Raw genomic sequence first — 14423 nt, 5'->3', positions numbered from 1 at the left:
TTGGTGATCTCAGCTTGTGACAATTATTGCCAGTTTACCTGTCAGAGAATTGGTGCTCCAGTCCAAAAAATCGTTACAATTGCCGGAACGATCAATACCCGGAACTCAACTGAGGCTTTATGCGTACCATTTTGAATATCCTGAATTTTGTCCTCGGTGGTTTTGCCACAACACTGGGCTGGCTGGTGGCAACCATTGTTAGCGTGTTGTTAATCGTGACCCTTCCGCTCACGCGCTCATGCTGGGAGATCACTAAGCTATCCCTTATTCCGTGGGGAAATGAGGCGGTCCACGTCGATGAACTCTCTCCAGACGCCAGGAATGGTCTGCTGAACGCAGGGGGAACCTTACTGAATGTTGTCTGGTTTATCCTGTTCGGCTGGTGGCTTTGCGTGATGCATATTATTGCCGGCGTGGCTCAATGCCTGACAATTATTGGCATCCCGGTTGGCGTGGCGAATTTTAAAATCGCCGCTATCGCGTTGTGGCCGGTGGGCCGTCGTGTTGTTTCCGTTGAAACGGCACGCGCTGCACGTGAAGCCAACGCGCGTCGTCGTTTTCAGTAATCGGATCCCTGCCCTATGTTGAGCCCCTTGCTTCGTCGTTACACATGGAACAGCGCCTGGCTGTATAACGTCAGGATCTTTATCGCCCTTTGCGGCACCGCTGCGTTACCGTGGCACCTTGGCGAAGTTAAACTGACCATTCCATTAACCCTTGGCGTGGTTGCTGCTGCGCTGGCCGACCTCGATGACCGTCTTACCGGGCGGTTAAAAAACCTGGTCATTACGCTGGTCTCCTTTTTTATCGCCTCGGCATCGGTGGAGCTGCTATTCCCCTGGCCATGGCTGTTCGCACTTGGCCTGGTCAGCTCCACTATCGGCTTTATTTTACTGGGAGGGTTGGGTCAACGATATGCCACTATTGCCTTTGGTGCGCTGCTGATTGCCGTTTACACCATGCTGGGCGTGTCGCTTTTCGAGCACTGGTACCAGCAACCTTTGCTGTTGCTGGCTGGAGCCGTATGGTTCAACCTCCTGACGCTGGTCGGGCATCTTGTATTCCCCATTCGCGCGCTGCAGGACAACCTGGCTCGCTGCTATGAGCAGCTAGCGCACTATCTGGAGCTGAAATCACGCCTTTTCGATCCTGATATTGAGGAAGCCAGCCAGGCACCTTTATATGAACTCGCCTTATCTAATAGCCAACTGGTTACCACGCTTAATCAGACAAAGGGCACGATGCTCACCCGTTTACGGGGCGATCGTGGGCAGCGAAGCACGCGTCAGGCGCTGCATTACTACTTTGCCGCACAAGATATTCATGAACGCGCGAGCTCATCGCATATTCAGTATCAAACCCTGCGCGAGCATTTTCGCTATAGCGACGTGATGTTCCGCTTTCAACGTCTTCTTTCGATGCAGTCTCAAGCCTGCGCGCAGCTCTCCCGCGCGATTTTGCTGCGCGAGCCCTATCAGCATGACGGTCGATTTGAACGGGTATTCCTTCACCTTGACGCCGCGCTGGCGCGGATAAAAAACAGCGGGGAAACGACTCCCGAACATGTCAAAGCACTCGGTTTTTTACTCGACAATCTACGCGCGATCGACGCGCAACTGGCAGCGATTGAATCAGGACAGCCTCATCCTCAGGCTCATGGCGAGACAGAAAATCAGCTCGCCGACGACAGCCTGAACGGCTTACACGACGTCTGGTTACGCCTGCGCCAAAATGTGACACCCGAATCTGCCCTCTTTCGCCATGCAGTACGTATGTCGGTGGTGCTCTGTATCGGCTACGCCTTTATCCATCTCACCGGTTTACAACATGGCTACTGGATCCTGTTAACCAGCCTGTTCGTTTGCCAGCCGAACTATAATGCCACGCGCCATCGTCTGAGCTTGCGCGTCATCGGCACGCTGATAGGTGTGGCTATCGGTTTGCCGGTACTCTATTTTGTTCCTTCCCAAGAGGGACAGTTGCTGCTGATTGTTATTACTGGCGTGCTCTTTTTCTCATTCCGCACGGTGCAATATGCCCATGCCACAATGTTCATCACGCTGCTGGTTTTGCTCTGTTTCAACCTGCTCGGGGAAGGGTTCGAAGTCGCTATTCCACGCATTATCGATACGTTGATTGGCTGCGCTATCGCCTGGGCGGCAGTGAGCTTTATCTGGCCGGACTGGCGTTTCAGGAACCTGGCGAGCGTCACGGAGAAGGCATTTAACGCCAACTGCCGTTATCTTGACGCGATCCTCGAGCAGTATCATCAAGGACGTGATAATCGCCTTGCCTATCGCATCGCCAGGCGTAACGCTTACAACCGCGATGCCGAACTGGCTTCGGTAGTATCGAATATGTCTTCGGAACCAGGTACCTCACCTGAACTCCGTGAAGTGGCGTTCAGATTGCTGTGCCTTAATCAGACTTTTATAAGCTACATTTCTGCGCTGGGGGCCCATCGCGAGCAATTAACCCAACCTGAAGTGTTGCGTCTGCTGGATGACGCGGTGTGTTATGTGGATGATGCCCTCCACCATTCGCCTGCCGATCAGGGGCGGGTGCAGGATGCGCTTGCTGATTTATCGCAGCGCATCAAGCAACTGGATCCGCGCCCTGACAGCAAAGAGCCGCTTGTATTACAACAGGTTGGCCTGTTGATAGCGTTATTGCCGGAAGTTTCTCGTTTAAAAAGCCAAATAGTCTAGAGAGGGTTAGCTCCTTTATTGATCACATCATTAGACCACTCAAGCAGCGCCTGGCGACGACTTGCCGGAAGCGCTGCTTCATGAATGCCGACGATGGCCCCTTCCAGTGCAAATAACACTTTTACACTGAGTTGTTTATTCATTTTCCGAAGTCTGAGCCAGCAAACTTTCGCACCAAGTAGCCGCAGGATTTGCGCATCTTTGATGCCGGCCTGCTGCAATTGAAACTCGAGTTGACTGGAAAGATTGGGTAGATCGCGCAGGCGAAAAAGTTTTTCGCGCTGTGTTTTCTCCCGCCGTGCTGCATCAAGCGCAAGTGTAGAAAGCTTCAGCAGCAAGCCGCGGTCACCCCATACATTGTCGCTGACATAAAAATAATTTAACGATATCTGACGCCCCCGCTTGTTGAGACTTAAAAGCGGTGCACGCCGGACGACGTCATACTGCGCGCTTTCATCACAGGCGCGTAAGTAGAGTTTCCCCTCGGCTATCATCGCAAAAACGATGTTATCCACTGCAAGGCTATAACCACCAAAGTGGGCGCGATGGCTAATTTGTCCGAGTGAAGTGAGATATTCGCGCGATTGATATATCCGTTGATAAGATAGGTCTTCCATGATTTTTCCTTTATAAATCACCTGGTAATGCGTTTTTCCGTAAGCGGATCCAGTAATCAGGAACATAGGCAACTGCGCGCGCGACGGCAAGCAAATTTTGTATTGAGCCGCATCCACAAAACAAAAATGCGAGATGCTTTCAGAAATTGAGGTTGATCTTTAAACACTCAACGGGTACTGTATGTTTATACAGTAACTCAGAGGGCTGGATTGCTTATGCACACTTCAGGCTATGCAAATCGTTCTAAAACATCCGCTTCCGCGATTAACAAATTGAACCAGAGCGAATCGAATACTCTCGCTACCGGGCTAATTAGCGAAGTGGTTTACCATGAAGACCAGCCCATGATGACTCAGTTATTATTGCTGCCACTGCTACAGCAGCTTGGTCAACAGTCGCGCTGGCAGCTGTGGTTAACACCGCAACAGAAATTAAGCCGTGAGTGGGTTCAGTCTGCTGGCTTGCCGCTGACCAAAGTGATGCAGATTAATCAACTCTCTCCCGGGGTTACGCTGGACTCCATGATCCGGGCGTTACGGACCGGTAATTTCAGCGTTGTCATTGGCTGGCATACTGAGGAGTTGACGGAAGATGAACATCGCCGCCTGGCATCGGCAGCCGAAGAAGGTAATGCGATTGGCTTTGTTATGCGTCCAATTCGTCGCAATCCCCTCGCTGCGAGACAGCTTTCCGGGATAAAAATTCACTCAAATTTGTATCATTGAGTAAATTTAGGAGTTTTCCTGGGATTATTTTTCGCAGCTTCCAGTATCCCCTATTTATTAGCTAAATAGAGCCGCAAAGCTTGTGCGGCGTGGTTTGCCATACATCAATGATGAACGATATCTGAGCACAAATGTTAAATTTTGTGTACACAAAGCCTTTTTTTTCATATGCCTGACGGACTTCACACTTGTAAGTTTCCAACTACGTTGTAGACTTTACATCGCCAGGGGTGCTCGGCATAAGCCAAAGATATCGGTAAAGATATCTGCAGAGTTGTCAGTGAGCAATGCCCCCGGTGAAGGATTTAACCGTGACTTCTCGACGAGATTTCCATGGCGATTTTTGGATGATAACGAGGCGCAAAAAATGAAAAAGACAGCTATCGCGATTGCAGTGGCACTGGCTGGCTTCGCTACCGTAGCGCAGGCCGCTCCGAAAGATAACACCTGGTACACCGGTGCTAAACTGGGCTGGTCTCAGTTCCACGATGTTGGTAACAACCAGATCCCTAACAATGGCCCGACTCACGAGAGCCAGTTAGGCGCTGGTGCGTTCGGTGGTTATCAGGTTAACCCGTACGTTGGCTTTGAAATGGGCTATGACTGGCTGGGTCGCATGCCGTACAAAGGCAGCGATGTAAACGGCGCATTCAAAGCTCAGGGCGTTCAGCTGACCGCTAAACTGGGTTACCCGATTGCTGATGACGTTGACCTGTACACCCGTCTGGGTGGTATGGTTTGGCGTGCAGACGCTAAAAACAACCAGGGCTTCAAAGATCACGATACCGGCGTTTCTCCGGTCTTCGCTGGTGGTGTTGAGTGGGCAGTTACCCGTGATATCGCTACCCGTCTGGAATACCAGTGGACTAACAACATTGGTGACGCGAACACCGTTGGTGGTCGTCCGGACAACGGTCTGCTGAGCTTAGGTGTTTCTTACCGTTTCGGTCAGCAGGAAGATTCCGCACCGGTAGTTGCTCCGACTCCGGCTCCGGCTCCGGAAGTACAGACCAAGCACTTCACTCTGAAGTCTGACGTTCTGTTCACCTTCAACAAAGCTACCCTGAAACCGGAAGGTCAGCAGGCACTGGATCAGCTGTACAGCCAGCTGAGCAACCTGGATCCGAAAGACGGTTCCGTAGTGGTTCTGGGCTTCACCGACCGCATCGGTTCTGACTCTTACAACCAGGGTCTGTCTGAGAAACGTGCTCAGTCCGTTGTTGATTACCTGGTTTCTAAAGGTATCCCGGCTAACAAAATCTCCGCACGTGGCATGGGTGAATCTAACCCAGTTACCGGCAACACCTGTGACAACGTGAAAGCACGCGCTGCTCTGATCGATTGCCTGGGTCCGGATCGTCGCGTTGAGATCGAAGTTAAAGGTATCAAAGACGTTGTAACTCAGCCGCAGGCTTAAGTTCTCCGTCAGAAAAAACCCCGCCATTGCGCGGGGTTTTTTATTATGTAGCGTTTGAAAAGGGGAAGAATCAGGAAGGCGGTTGACTACTCTTTTCCAAGCAGCGCCTGCAAGTCGTGCTTTATTGTCGACATTTTCGACGCATACTTCTCTTTATGCTCAGCATCCTCAATCAATTGCACAATCGTTTCGGAAAGGGTCTTTCCGCGGCGTTGCGCCAGCCCCGCCAGTCGTTGCCAGACAACAAACTCCAGGTCGATTGATTTCTTGCGCGTATGCTGATGCTCGGCATTAAAGTGCCGCTTACGACGCGCACGAATAGTCTGCTTCATCCGATTGATCAACGCCGGATTAATATGCTGCTCAATCCAGGCGTTAACACGCACGGGCTCATTTTCGAGGGTCAATAAATTATCGACGGCCTCTTTCGCCGCGCTGGCTTCCACATAGCGGGTGATCAACTCCCCTTCACGGTGCTTTTTAACCAGATACTTCCATTTCCAGCCGCTTTCGAGATTTTCCAGTTGTTGATATTTCATTTCTCTCTCAACGTAACCGCGTAACTGAGTCCAGAATATCAGTTTTTTAAGACTCTGCTCAGAAGAAATCACCAGGAACAGTCGATCTGCCGGGTGAGGCTGGCTGAAAGTTGTAATCATTGTGTGATGCGCCAGCGTTTACGGTATAATCCCGCCTTTTACAGCTGACTAAAATAACGACTTTGACCACTACAAAACTTGAATGGAACGACCTGGTTCCTGACGCAGACAGCTATCAGGACGTGTTTGAATCGTCCGCATTAGCGAGCGAAACGGACTTCTCACTGGCTGATACTCAGCCCCGATTGCACTATGCACTTGAGCAGTTGCTCTACCCGCGCGCAATCTCGCGCTTTTTACTGACAAAAGCGCCAGAAGAAGCCGAATATCTGACGCTTATTGGTGAAACGCTCGCCTCGCTACTGCCTGCCCCTCTCACGCCTGCAGGCGGCCAGTACGATATTACCGGCTCAATCGTGCGTTTCGAACCCACCACCGATCCCGAGAGTAATTTCGTCGGTAAGCAGCCGGTTGTGATTGCCGACTGGGTTGAAGCCGAGCAGCTGTTCGGTTGTCTGCGTCAGTTTAATCAAGAGATCACCCTTCAGCCTGGCCTGGTTCATCAGGCAAACGGCGGCGTATTACTGATTTCGTTGCGTGCTCTTTTAGCTCAACCATTACTCTGGATGCGTCTGAAAACCATGGTGACGCAGCGCCGTTTCGACTGGGTGTCGTTTGACGAGTCACGCCCACTTCCAGTGTCGGTACCGTCTATGCCGCTGGATCTGAAAGTTGTGCTGGTCGGCGAGCGCGACTCGCTGGCAGAGTTCCAGGAGATGGAGCCGGAACTCGCTGCACAGGCGATTTATAGCGAATACGAAGAAACCCTGCAGGTTACAGATAGCGACACACTGCGCGTATGGCGTCAGTGGGTAGAACAAACGGCCAGCGCCACACAGTTACCGACGCCGGCGGCAGATGCCTGGGCCACGCTAATTCGTGAAGCCGTGCGTTATACCGGCGATCAAGAAACATTACCGCTCTGCCCTTTGTGGCTTTCACGCCAACTGCGCGAAGTTGCGGCATTAACGGCTGACGATACCTTTGATAACGATGCCCTGACCACCATGCTTGCTCAGCGTGAGTGGCGAGAAGGATTCCTTGCGGAGCGGATGCAGGATGAGATCCTGCTTGAGCAGATCCTTATCGAAACCGAAGGGGAACGCATCGGCCAGGTTAATGCCCTTTCCGTGATTGAATTCCCGGGCCACCCACGCGCCTTTGGCGAACCCTCGCGCATCAGCTGCGTTGTGCATATCGGTGACGGTGAATTCAATGACATTGAGCGCAAAGCGGAACTCGGTGGCAACATCCATGCGAAAGGGATGATGATCATGCAGGCGTTTCTGATGTCCGAGCTGGACCTTGAACAACAAATACCCTTCTCTGCCTCACTCACCTTTGAACAGTCTTACAGTGAAGTGGATGGCGACAGCGCTTCAATGGCTGAGCTTTGCGCGCTGATCAGTGCCCTGGCAGAGGTGCCGGTCAATCAACGCCTTGCTATCACCGGCTCAGTCGATCAGTTTGGTCGTTGCCAGCCGGTCGGTGGTTTAAACGAAAAAATTGAAGGCTTTTTCGCCATCTGCCAGCAACGTGAACTGACCGGCGAGCAAGGGGTCATCATTCCTTCGGCGAATGTTCGGCATTTGTGTTTACGCCAGGAGTTGCTGGATGCCATTGAGGCGAAGCAATTTTCCATCTGGGCAGTGGATGATGTGACAGATGCGCTACCCTTATTGATGGGTCTGGCATGGGACGCTGAAGGGCAAACTAACCTCAAGCAAATCATTCTCGAACGTATCGCGCAGGCAACCCAACAAGAGGCTCGCCATCGCTTTCCCTGGCCGTTACGCTGGCTAAACTAGTTCACTGTTAACTGATCGGACTTGTTCAGCGTACACGTGTTAGCTATCCTGCGTGCGAAATTACAAATAAGGCTTATTAAGAACATGGTAGATAAACGCGAATCCTATACAAAAGAAGATCTTCTTGCCTCTGGTCGCGGCGAACTGTTTGGCGAAAAAGGCCCGCAATTACCGGCTCCGAATATGCTGATGATGGACCGTGTGGTTAAAATGTCCGAGACCGGCGGTAACTTCGATAAAGGCTACGTTGAAGCTGAACTGGATATCAATCCGGACCTGTGGTTCTTCGGTTGCCACTTCATCGGCGATCCGGTTATGCCGGGCTGCCTCGGTCTTGATGCCATGTGGCAGCTGGTTGGTTTCTACCTCGGCTGGCTGGGCGGCGAAGGCAAAGGCCGTGCGCTTGGCGTAGGTGAAGTGAAATTTACCGGTCAGGTTCTGCCGACAGCGAAAAAAGTCACCTACCGCATTCATTTCAAACGCATCGTTAACCGTCGTTTGATCATGGGTCTGGCTGATGGTGAAGTGCTGGTTGACGATCGTCTTATCTACACAGCATCCGATCTGAAGGTCGGTCTGTTCCAGGATACCTCTGCTTTCTGATAGCAGCGTAACCCTGCCAAAACGCGAAACCTCCGCATTGCGGAGGTTTCTTTTTCTAAAGAGACAGAATCAGGCAGTCACTGCCCTGTCCTCCATGGCCTGTCGCCAGCCTCCAAGCCACTCGGACCTTTGATTCAGGGTTTGGTACGGACACATCTCTTTCGAGCGCCCCGTAATACCAGCCTGATAACCACGTTGATGTGCCCGTTCCAGGCGATCGCGTTTTTGTCTCTTCATGCCTCGTTTCCCTCATTCTTTTATCTGGTGGAAAAGAAAACAGTGGTCACTTAATGTGCAACCACAGGTCACAAATACCTTGAATGAACCGCGTCGTCAATGCGCAAAATTCACGCCAGTGTCATAAATGTGACCTGGACAAAACTTCGTTTGTACAACAAACACACAATCGCCTGACTAAGTTTATGAGCACAAAAACAAAAAAAGCCGCAGCAAGTAAAGGCCCGCTGCGGCTTCTTTGATCATTAAATCTACTTATGGCAGACGGTTCAGCTCCGCAGCGATACTGGCGGCTTCCTGCTGCCAGCCTTGCGCCAGCGTTTTCACCATCGCATCGTAACCATCTTCTTGCTGCTTCAGCTCGATATGGAAAGGCCGCTTAATTAAGCTGCCCTGATGCTTAAGCAGCCATTCGCCGCTGACAATAACGCGCCCGTCATAGCGGCCGTGAAAACCGGTTACCGTCACATTCAGCGTGTCCTGCTCGCTGCCCAGCGGCTGCGATGCCACAACCCAGCCGGGTAAGGCATTGCCCAGGTTCGCCACCAGCGTATTACGCAACTGTTGATCGAGCGGGCTGGCCCAGAGATTGTTATTGGCAATAACGTATTGCACATCGCTGGTTTGATACACCACGCCATTGCCGGCCAGATAGTCCGGCACAGAGACCTGCTCTACCCAGAGCTGGCGATTGCCCTGGGTTTGCCCGTTCATCGACTGCGTCGTGGTTACCGACGGCGACGGTAGCTGGTAGTAACTTTTGTTATCGCCGCCGCTGCTGCAGGCGGCTAATAACAGGACAAGCATCGCCAGTGCGCTCTTTCTCATTGTTTCGCCCTCTTCGGCTGCGGATCGTCTTTCCCTTTCGCTTCGAATACCAGCGCATTGCTCTTATCGTTCAGCGTCTTCAGCACCGGCTGCAGTTCCCGTAACACCTGATCCAGACGCTGCATATCCGCCACCATCTTGTTGTAGGCGGCCGACCCCGGCTGGAAGCCTTGCATACTGCGATTAAGCTCGCGCAGCGTAGACTGCATATCTGCCGGAAGCTGCTGCATTGACTGGCTGGCAGTCAATTTATTCAGATTATCCAGCGTCGTTTGCAGACGTTTAAGGGTTTGCTGGCTCTCCGACAGCGTATTTGTCGCCTGCTGAATCATTGGATTGAGCGGCAGGTTGTTAATCTTATCCAGCGTATCCATCAGTCGCTGCTGGATTTGCGCCAGGCCGCCGCTCATCGTCGGGATGATCGGGTAGCCCTCAAACTCAGTGAACTCTTTCATCGGCGGCGCATTACTGTAGAAGTCGAGATCGACATACAGCGCGCCGGTGACGATATTCCCGGTCTTCAGCGATGCGCGCAGGCCACGATTAAGCAGTTCTTTCATATGCGCGGTCATATCTGCATCCTGCCCCAGCTGATTCGCCAGCCGCTCAGGCTCAATGCGGATCAGAACCGGAATGCGGTAATCATCGTTCAGCGCCTGGCGCATGCCCGGGTTAAAAAATGGCACCTTGCTCACGGTTCCAAGGCGAATACCGCGGAACTCCACCGGCGCACCCGGCTGCAGGCCGCGAATCGAATCCTTAAAGAACATCAGGTAGTCGACATGATCGGTGTAGAGCGAGTCCTGGATACTGCGCTGATCGTCATACAGTTTAAAGGCGCTCTTCTCCGCCACCGGCTGCCCTAAGTCCAGCCCATCCGGGATATCAAAACTGACGCCGCCGCCAAACAGCGTCGCCAGCGATCCCATTTCGACACGCATCCCGGCAGAGGTGAGATCGACGGCAATACCGCTATCTTTCCAGAAGCGGACATTGCTGGTCACCAGCCGATCGTTCGGCGCATTGATGAAGAGCTGATAGGTCATGGTCCGTTTTTGCGTATCAAAGTTACTGGTTTCAACCGAGCCCACACGATAGCCACGGAACAGCACCGGATCGCCAGGTGAGAGTTGACCCGCCTTGCTGCTGTCGAGGATCACGCGGATACCTTTGGCATCCGGCGGTGCCAGCGGAGGGGCATCCAGCAGGGTATATTGATCGGGCACGCTGCCTTTAGCACCCGGCTGAAGTTCAATATAGGCACCCGAGAGCAGCGTTCCGAGGCCACTGACCCCTTCACGACCGACCTGCGGTTTTACCACCCAGAATACCGAATCGTTATGCAGCAGTTTTTCCATGCCGGAGTTGAGGCGCGCCTTGATCTCCACGTGGGTTAAATCATCGGTCAACGTGGTGCTCTCCACGACGCCGACATCCACGCTGCGGCTTTTAATTGGCGTTTTCCCGCCGACAATGCCCTCAGCATTGGTGGTGATCAACGTCACTTCCGGCCCCTGATGGCTGTAGTGATAAAAGAGGATCCAGGCGCCAATCAGCGCGGTAACGATCGGGAAAATCCAGACCGGTGACCAGTTCCTAACTTTTTGCACCTGGGCTTCGCCCTGTTTATTCTCCATGCTCTGACAACTCCTCATGGTGCGTTTGTGGCTCCCGATCCCAACTGAGACGCGGGTCGAAAGTCATCGCCGCAAACATCGTGATAATAACGACCAGCGCAAACATTAGCGCACCCATTGCAGGATAGATATTCATCAGCCCGCCAATGCGAACTAACGCAGATAGCACTGCAATAACAAAGACATCAATCATTGACCAGCGGCCAACAAACTCGACCACCTCATAAATAAAATGCATCCGTTCACTGTCACGTCTGCCGTAGCCTTTCGCATCAATGCAGAGCCAGGCAATACCGATCATTTTCAGCGTCGGCACCATAATGCTGGCAATAAAAATCACCAGCGCTACGGGATAGGAGCCCTCGCTCCATAACAGCACCACCCCCGCCAGTATGGTCGATGGCGTCGGATCGCCCAGCAGATCCGTTATCATGATCGGCAAAATATTGGCCGGCAGATAGAGCATGATCGCTGTGACGAGCAGTGCCAGCGTCCACTGAATGCTGTGGCGTCGCCGGACATAACCGCGCGTATGACATCGCGGACAAACCGGATTATCCATCGGGACTATTGCCGTGCAGCAGGGGCAAGAGCGCAGCCCCTGACGGATCCCGGTAATGCCCGCACGCAGAGGTTGCTCAAGTACAGGCGCAGGCGCGATATCATCCCATAGCCAGTGGCGATCGACGCACTGAAACGCGCGCAGCTGCAGCAGGCAAAAGAGGCACCACGGAATGAAACTGCTGCCGATGCCGATATCGCCATAGGCCATCAGTTTAACGAAGCTCACCAGCACGCCAGCAAGAAAAATCTCCGCCATGCCCCAGCTTTTCAGCTGAAACAGCACCCGCGCCAGCGCGATTTTAAGGCGAAAATCCATCCGCACCCGGTTAACCAGCAGCAGGATAGTGATAAGGCAGAAGGCAGGCACCAGCTGGACAAAAAGCAGGAAGAGCGTGCCAAGGCTGGCGTAGTCTTCAGAAAACATGACGCTTGGGATCTCAAGCAGCGTCACTTCGCTGCCGATGCCCGCCACCTGCATATTGACGAAGGGGAAGAGATTAGAGAGCAGCAGCATAAACAGGGCGACGAAGGCGTACGCCGTCGGACGCTGCCGCGGCTCCTGCCATTCGGTCGTCAGGGTTGTGCCGCAGCGCGGGCACGCCGCCCGGTGTCCATGTTGCAGCGACGGTAACGCCACCAGCATGTCACATTGCGAGCAGAGAATGTGGCGCGTGCCATGATGGTGGTGTTCACACATACCGCTTTCCTCTATGCGCCGTTTTTCAGCGCCTCCAGATACTCCCAGCGTTCAAACGCCGCTTCCAGTGCCTGCTCGGCTGACGCCATATCAGCGAGGACTTTTTGCGTATGATCGTGCGGCTGGCTGAAGAAACTTGCATCCGCTACCTGCGCCTGCAAGCTTTCCAGCTCTGCTTCCAGCTGTTCCAGCTTTTGCGGCAGCTGTTCCAGCTCACGCTGCAGGTTATAGCTTAGTTTGTTGGCGCTGCGTTTAACAGTTTCTGCTTTGGCGGCAGGCGCCTCGGCACTTTTCTGCACCGCAGCGTGTTTAAACGCCTGCGAAGCCGCCTGCTGACCGCGCGCATCGTGATAACCACCAACATACTGCCCGATGCGCCCTTCGCCTTCGAAGATCCAGCATTCGGTCACGGTGTTATCAACAAACTGACGGTCGTGGCTCACCAGCAGAACCGTACCCTGGTAGCTATCAATCAGCTCTTCCAGCAGTTCGAGGGTTTCCACATCCAAATCGTTGGTCGGTTCATCGAGAATCAGCAAGTTGCTGGGTTTAAGGAACAACCGCGCCAGCAACAGGCGGTTACGCTCCCCGCCTGACAGCGCGCGTACCGGCGTCATTGCCCGCTTCGGATGGAACAGGAAGTCCTGCAGGTAGCCGAGAATATGGCGCGGCTTGCCGTTGACCATCACTTCTTGCTTACCTTCCGCCAGGTTATCCATCACGGTTCTGTCGGGATCCAGCTCAGCACGATGCTGGTCGAAGTAGGCCACTTCAAGCTTGGTACCAATGTGAACGCGGCCGCTATCGGCTTTCAACTGTTCAAGCATCAGCTTCAGCAGGGTCGTTTTACCGCAGCCGTTCGGGCCAATCAGCGCAATTTTATCGCCGCGCTGCACCTGGGTGGAGAAGTCGCGCACCAGCGCTTTACCGTCGACGCCGTAATCAACATGCTCCAGCTCGAAGACGATTTTGCCAGAGCGGGATGCCTCTTCGACCTGCATTTTTGCGCTGCCCATCACCTCACGGCGTTCGCTGCGCTCGCGGCGCATCGCTTTCAGTGCGCGCACGCGCCCTTCGTTACGGGTACGACGTGCCTTAATGCCCTGGCGGATCCACACCTCTTCCTGCGCCAGCTTGCGATCGAACTCGGCGTTTTGCAGATCCTCTACGCGCAGCGCTTCCTCTTTCTCCAGCAGATACTGGTCGTAATTGCCCGGATAGGAGACCAGCTTGCCGCGATCGAGATCGACAATACGCGTCGCCATATTGCGGATAAACGAACGGTCGTGCGAAATAAAGATAATGGTGCCGCCGAACGATTTCAGGAACCCTTCCAGCCAGTCGATGGTTTCAATATCGAGGTGGTTGGTTGGCTCATCAAGCAGCAGCACGCGCGGCCCGCTGACCAGCGCACGCCCCAGCGCCGCCTTACGCAGCCAGCCGCCGGAGAGTGCTGAGAGCGACATATCAGCCGTCAGGCCAAGCTGCGCCAGCACTTCATTGATGCGGTTCTCCAGCTGCCACAGGCCGTGGTGATCCAGCATCTCCTGTACGCGCGCCAGCTCGGCAAGGTTTCTGTCGCTCGGATCGGTCATCACCAGGTGGGAAACCTCGTGATAACGCTTGAGATACTCTGCCTGCTCTTCGATACCTTCGGCAACGAAATCGTAGACGCTGCCGCTGACATTGCGCGGCGGATCCTGCTGCAGACGCGCAACAACTAAATCCTGTTCATAAACAATGCGACCATCATCGAGATTCACTTCCCGGTTGAGGATCTTCATCAGCGTCGATTTGCCTGCGCCGTTACGGCCAACCAGACAGACGCGCTCATTCTCTTCGATATGCAGTTCCGCATTATCAAGAAGCGGTGCGTCGCTGAATGAGAGCCACGCGCCGTGCATACTAATTAATGACATCTA

Annotated in this window: 13 protein-coding genes; 6 read left to right on the top strand and 7 right to left on the bottom strand. The window is 53.4% G+C overall.

What is annotated here, in order from left to right:
- The first annotated feature begins 119 nt into the window (after positions 1-119).
- Both BWI95_RS13655 and yccS read left to right on the top strand, forming a co-directional pair.
- The gene (locus BWI95_RS13655) at positions 120-566 is read left to right on the top strand and encodes a YccF domain-containing protein (RefSeq protein ID WP_054803114.1); all 447 of its coding nucleotides are present in this window, start codon (positions 120-122) and stop codon (positions 564-566) included.
- 15 nt (positions 567-581) lie between these two features.
- Entirely contained in the window at positions 582-2708 is a 2127-nt protein-coding gene (gene yccS / locus BWI95_RS13650) for a YccS family putative transporter (RefSeq protein ID WP_076769645.1), read from the top strand.
- Here the strand turns inward: yccS and BWI95_RS13645 are convergent.
- The gene (locus tag BWI95_RS13645) at positions 2705-3325 is read right to left on the bottom strand and encodes a TfoX/Sxy family DNA transformation protein (protein ID WP_054803149.1); all 621 of its coding nucleotides are present in this window, start codon (positions 3323-3325) and stop codon (positions 2705-2707) included. The two genes, yccS and BWI95_RS13645, sit on opposite strands and share 4 nt — an antisense overlap.
- A gap of 216 nt (positions 3326-3541) precedes the next feature.
- Here BWI95_RS13645 and sulA point away from each other — a divergent pair, with 216 nt between their 5' ends.
- Both sulA and ompA read left to right on the top strand, forming a co-directional pair.
- Positions 3542-4051: an SOS-induced cell division inhibitor SulA gene (sulA, locus tag BWI95_RS13640; RefSeq protein WP_076769644.1), complete on the top strand. Its 510-nt coding sequence runs from the start codon at positions 3542-3544 to the stop codon at positions 4049-4051.
- A gap of 367 nt (positions 4052-4418) precedes the next feature.
- Complete coding sequence (ompA, locus tag BWI95_RS13630) at positions 4419-5468, top strand: porin OmpA (RefSeq protein WP_023481315.1); 1050 nt, start codon at positions 4419-4421, stop codon at positions 5466-5468.
- 86 nt (positions 5469-5554) lie between these two features.
- Here ompA and matP read toward each other — a convergent pair whose 3' ends face one another.
- Positions 5555-6007: a macrodomain Ter protein MatP gene (gene matP, locus BWI95_RS13625; RefSeq protein ID WP_023481810.1), complete on the bottom strand. Its 453-nt coding sequence runs from the start codon at positions 6005-6007 to the stop codon at positions 5555-5557.
- A 182-nt stretch (positions 6008-6189) separates the two neighbouring features.
- On the opposite strand from matP, the gene BWI95_RS13620 reads away from it, so the two are divergent.
- A complete protein-coding gene (locus BWI95_RS13620) occupies positions 6190-7935 on the top strand; it encodes an AAA family ATPase (RefSeq protein ID WP_054803113.1) in 1746 nt (581 codons plus the stop codon).
- 84 nt (positions 7936-8019) lie between these two features.
- Positions 8020-8538: a bifunctional 3-hydroxydecanoyl-ACP dehydratase/trans-2-decenoyl-ACP isomerase gene (fabA, locus tag BWI95_RS13615; RefSeq protein ID WP_023481591.1), complete on the top strand. Its 519-nt coding sequence runs from the start codon at positions 8020-8022 to the stop codon at positions 8536-8538.
- A gap of 69 nt (positions 8539-8607) precedes the next feature.
- Here fabA and rmf read toward each other — a convergent pair whose 3' ends face one another.
- The 5 genes from rmf to BWI95_RS13590 all read right to left on the bottom strand — a co-directional run bounded on the left by rmf (position 8608) and on the right by BWI95_RS13590 (position 14420).
- Positions 8608-8775, bottom strand: a complete 168-nt coding sequence (rmf, locus tag BWI95_RS13610; RefSeq protein WP_023481470.1) for a ribosome modulation factor — start codon at positions 8773-8775, stop codon at positions 8608-8610.
- Positions 8776-9030: 255 nt separating this feature from the next.
- Entirely contained in the window at positions 9031-9603 is a 573-nt protein-coding gene (gene pqiC / locus BWI95_RS13605; protein WP_054803112.1) for a membrane integrity-associated transporter subunit PqiC, read from the bottom strand.
- The gene (pqiB, locus tag BWI95_RS13600; RefSeq protein WP_076769643.1) at positions 9600-11240 is read right to left on the bottom strand and encodes an intermembrane transport protein PqiB; all 1641 of its coding nucleotides are present in this window, start codon (positions 11238-11240) and stop codon (positions 9600-9602) included. Before pqiB ends, pqiC begins: the two co-directional genes overlap by 4 nt.
- On the bottom strand, positions 11230-12501 hold the full coding sequence (gene pqiA, locus BWI95_RS13595; protein WP_054803111.1) for a membrane integrity-associated transporter subunit PqiA: 1272 nt from the start codon (positions 12499-12501) through the stop codon (positions 11230-11232). The genes pqiB and pqiA overlap by 11 nt, the downstream gene beginning before the upstream one ends.
- Positions 12502-12512: 11 nt before the next feature.
- Positions 12513-14420 carry an ABC transporter ATP-binding protein gene (locus BWI95_RS13590; protein ID WP_054803110.1) on the bottom strand — a complete coding sequence of 636 codons (1908 nt, stop codon included), beginning with the start codon at positions 14418-14420 and terminating at the stop codon, positions 12513-12515.
- Between the last annotated feature and the right edge of the window lie 3 nt (positions 14421-14423).

It is taken from the genome of Kosakonia cowanii JCM 10956 = DSM 18146 (assembly GCF_001975225.1).
Lineage (GTDB): Bacteria > Pseudomonadota > Gammaproteobacteria > Enterobacterales > Enterobacteriaceae > Kosakonia > Kosakonia cowanii.
The sequence above is the reverse complement of the archived record's forward strand: the minus strand, read 5'-3'. Positions and strand labels throughout refer to the sequence as shown.

Bases quoted from the DNA above. Each gene is read 5' to 3' on its own strand.
- sulA (WP_076769644.1), top strand. From the start codon at position 3,542: ATGCACACTTCAGGCTATGCAAATCGTTCTAAAACATCCGCTTCCGCG.
- BWI95_RS13645 (WP_054803149.1), bottom strand. From the start codon at position 3,325: ATGGAAGACCTATCTTATCAACGGATATATCAATCGCGCGAATATCTC.
- BWI95_RS13655 (WP_054803114.1), top strand. From the start codon at position 120: ATGCGTACCATTTTGAATATCCTGAATTTTGTCCTCGGTGGTTTTGCC.
- pqiA (WP_054803111.1), bottom strand. From the start codon at position 12,501: ATGTGTGAACACCACCATCATGGCACGCGCCACATTCTCTGCTCGCAA.
- matP (WP_023481810.1), bottom strand. From the start codon at position 6,007: ATGAAATATCAACAACTGGAAAATCTCGAAAGCGGCTGGAAATGGAAG.
- BWI95_RS13590 (WP_054803110.1), bottom strand. From the start codon at position 14,420: ATGTCATTAATTAGTATGCACGGCGCGTGGCTCTCATTCAGCGACGCA.
- rmf (WP_023481470.1), bottom strand. From the start codon at position 8,775: ATGAAGAGACAAAAACGCGATCGCCTGGAACGGGCACATCAACGTGGT.
- fabA (WP_023481591.1), top strand. From the start codon at position 8,020: ATGGTAGATAAACGCGAATCCTATACAAAAGAAGATCTTCTTGCCTCT.
- pqiB (WP_076769643.1), bottom strand. From the start codon at position 11,240: ATGGAGAATAAACAGGGCGAAGCCCAGGTGCAAAAAGTTAGGAACTGG.
- ompA (WP_023481315.1), top strand. From the start codon at position 4,419: ATGAAAAAGACAGCTATCGCGATTGCAGTGGCACTGGCTGGCTTCGCT.
- pqiC (WP_054803112.1), bottom strand. From the start codon at position 9,603: ATGAGAAAGAGCGCACTGGCGATGCTTGTCCTGTTATTAGCCGCCTGC.
- yccS (WP_076769645.1), top strand. From the start codon at position 582: ATGTTGAGCCCCTTGCTTCGTCGTTACACATGGAACAGCGCCTGGCTG.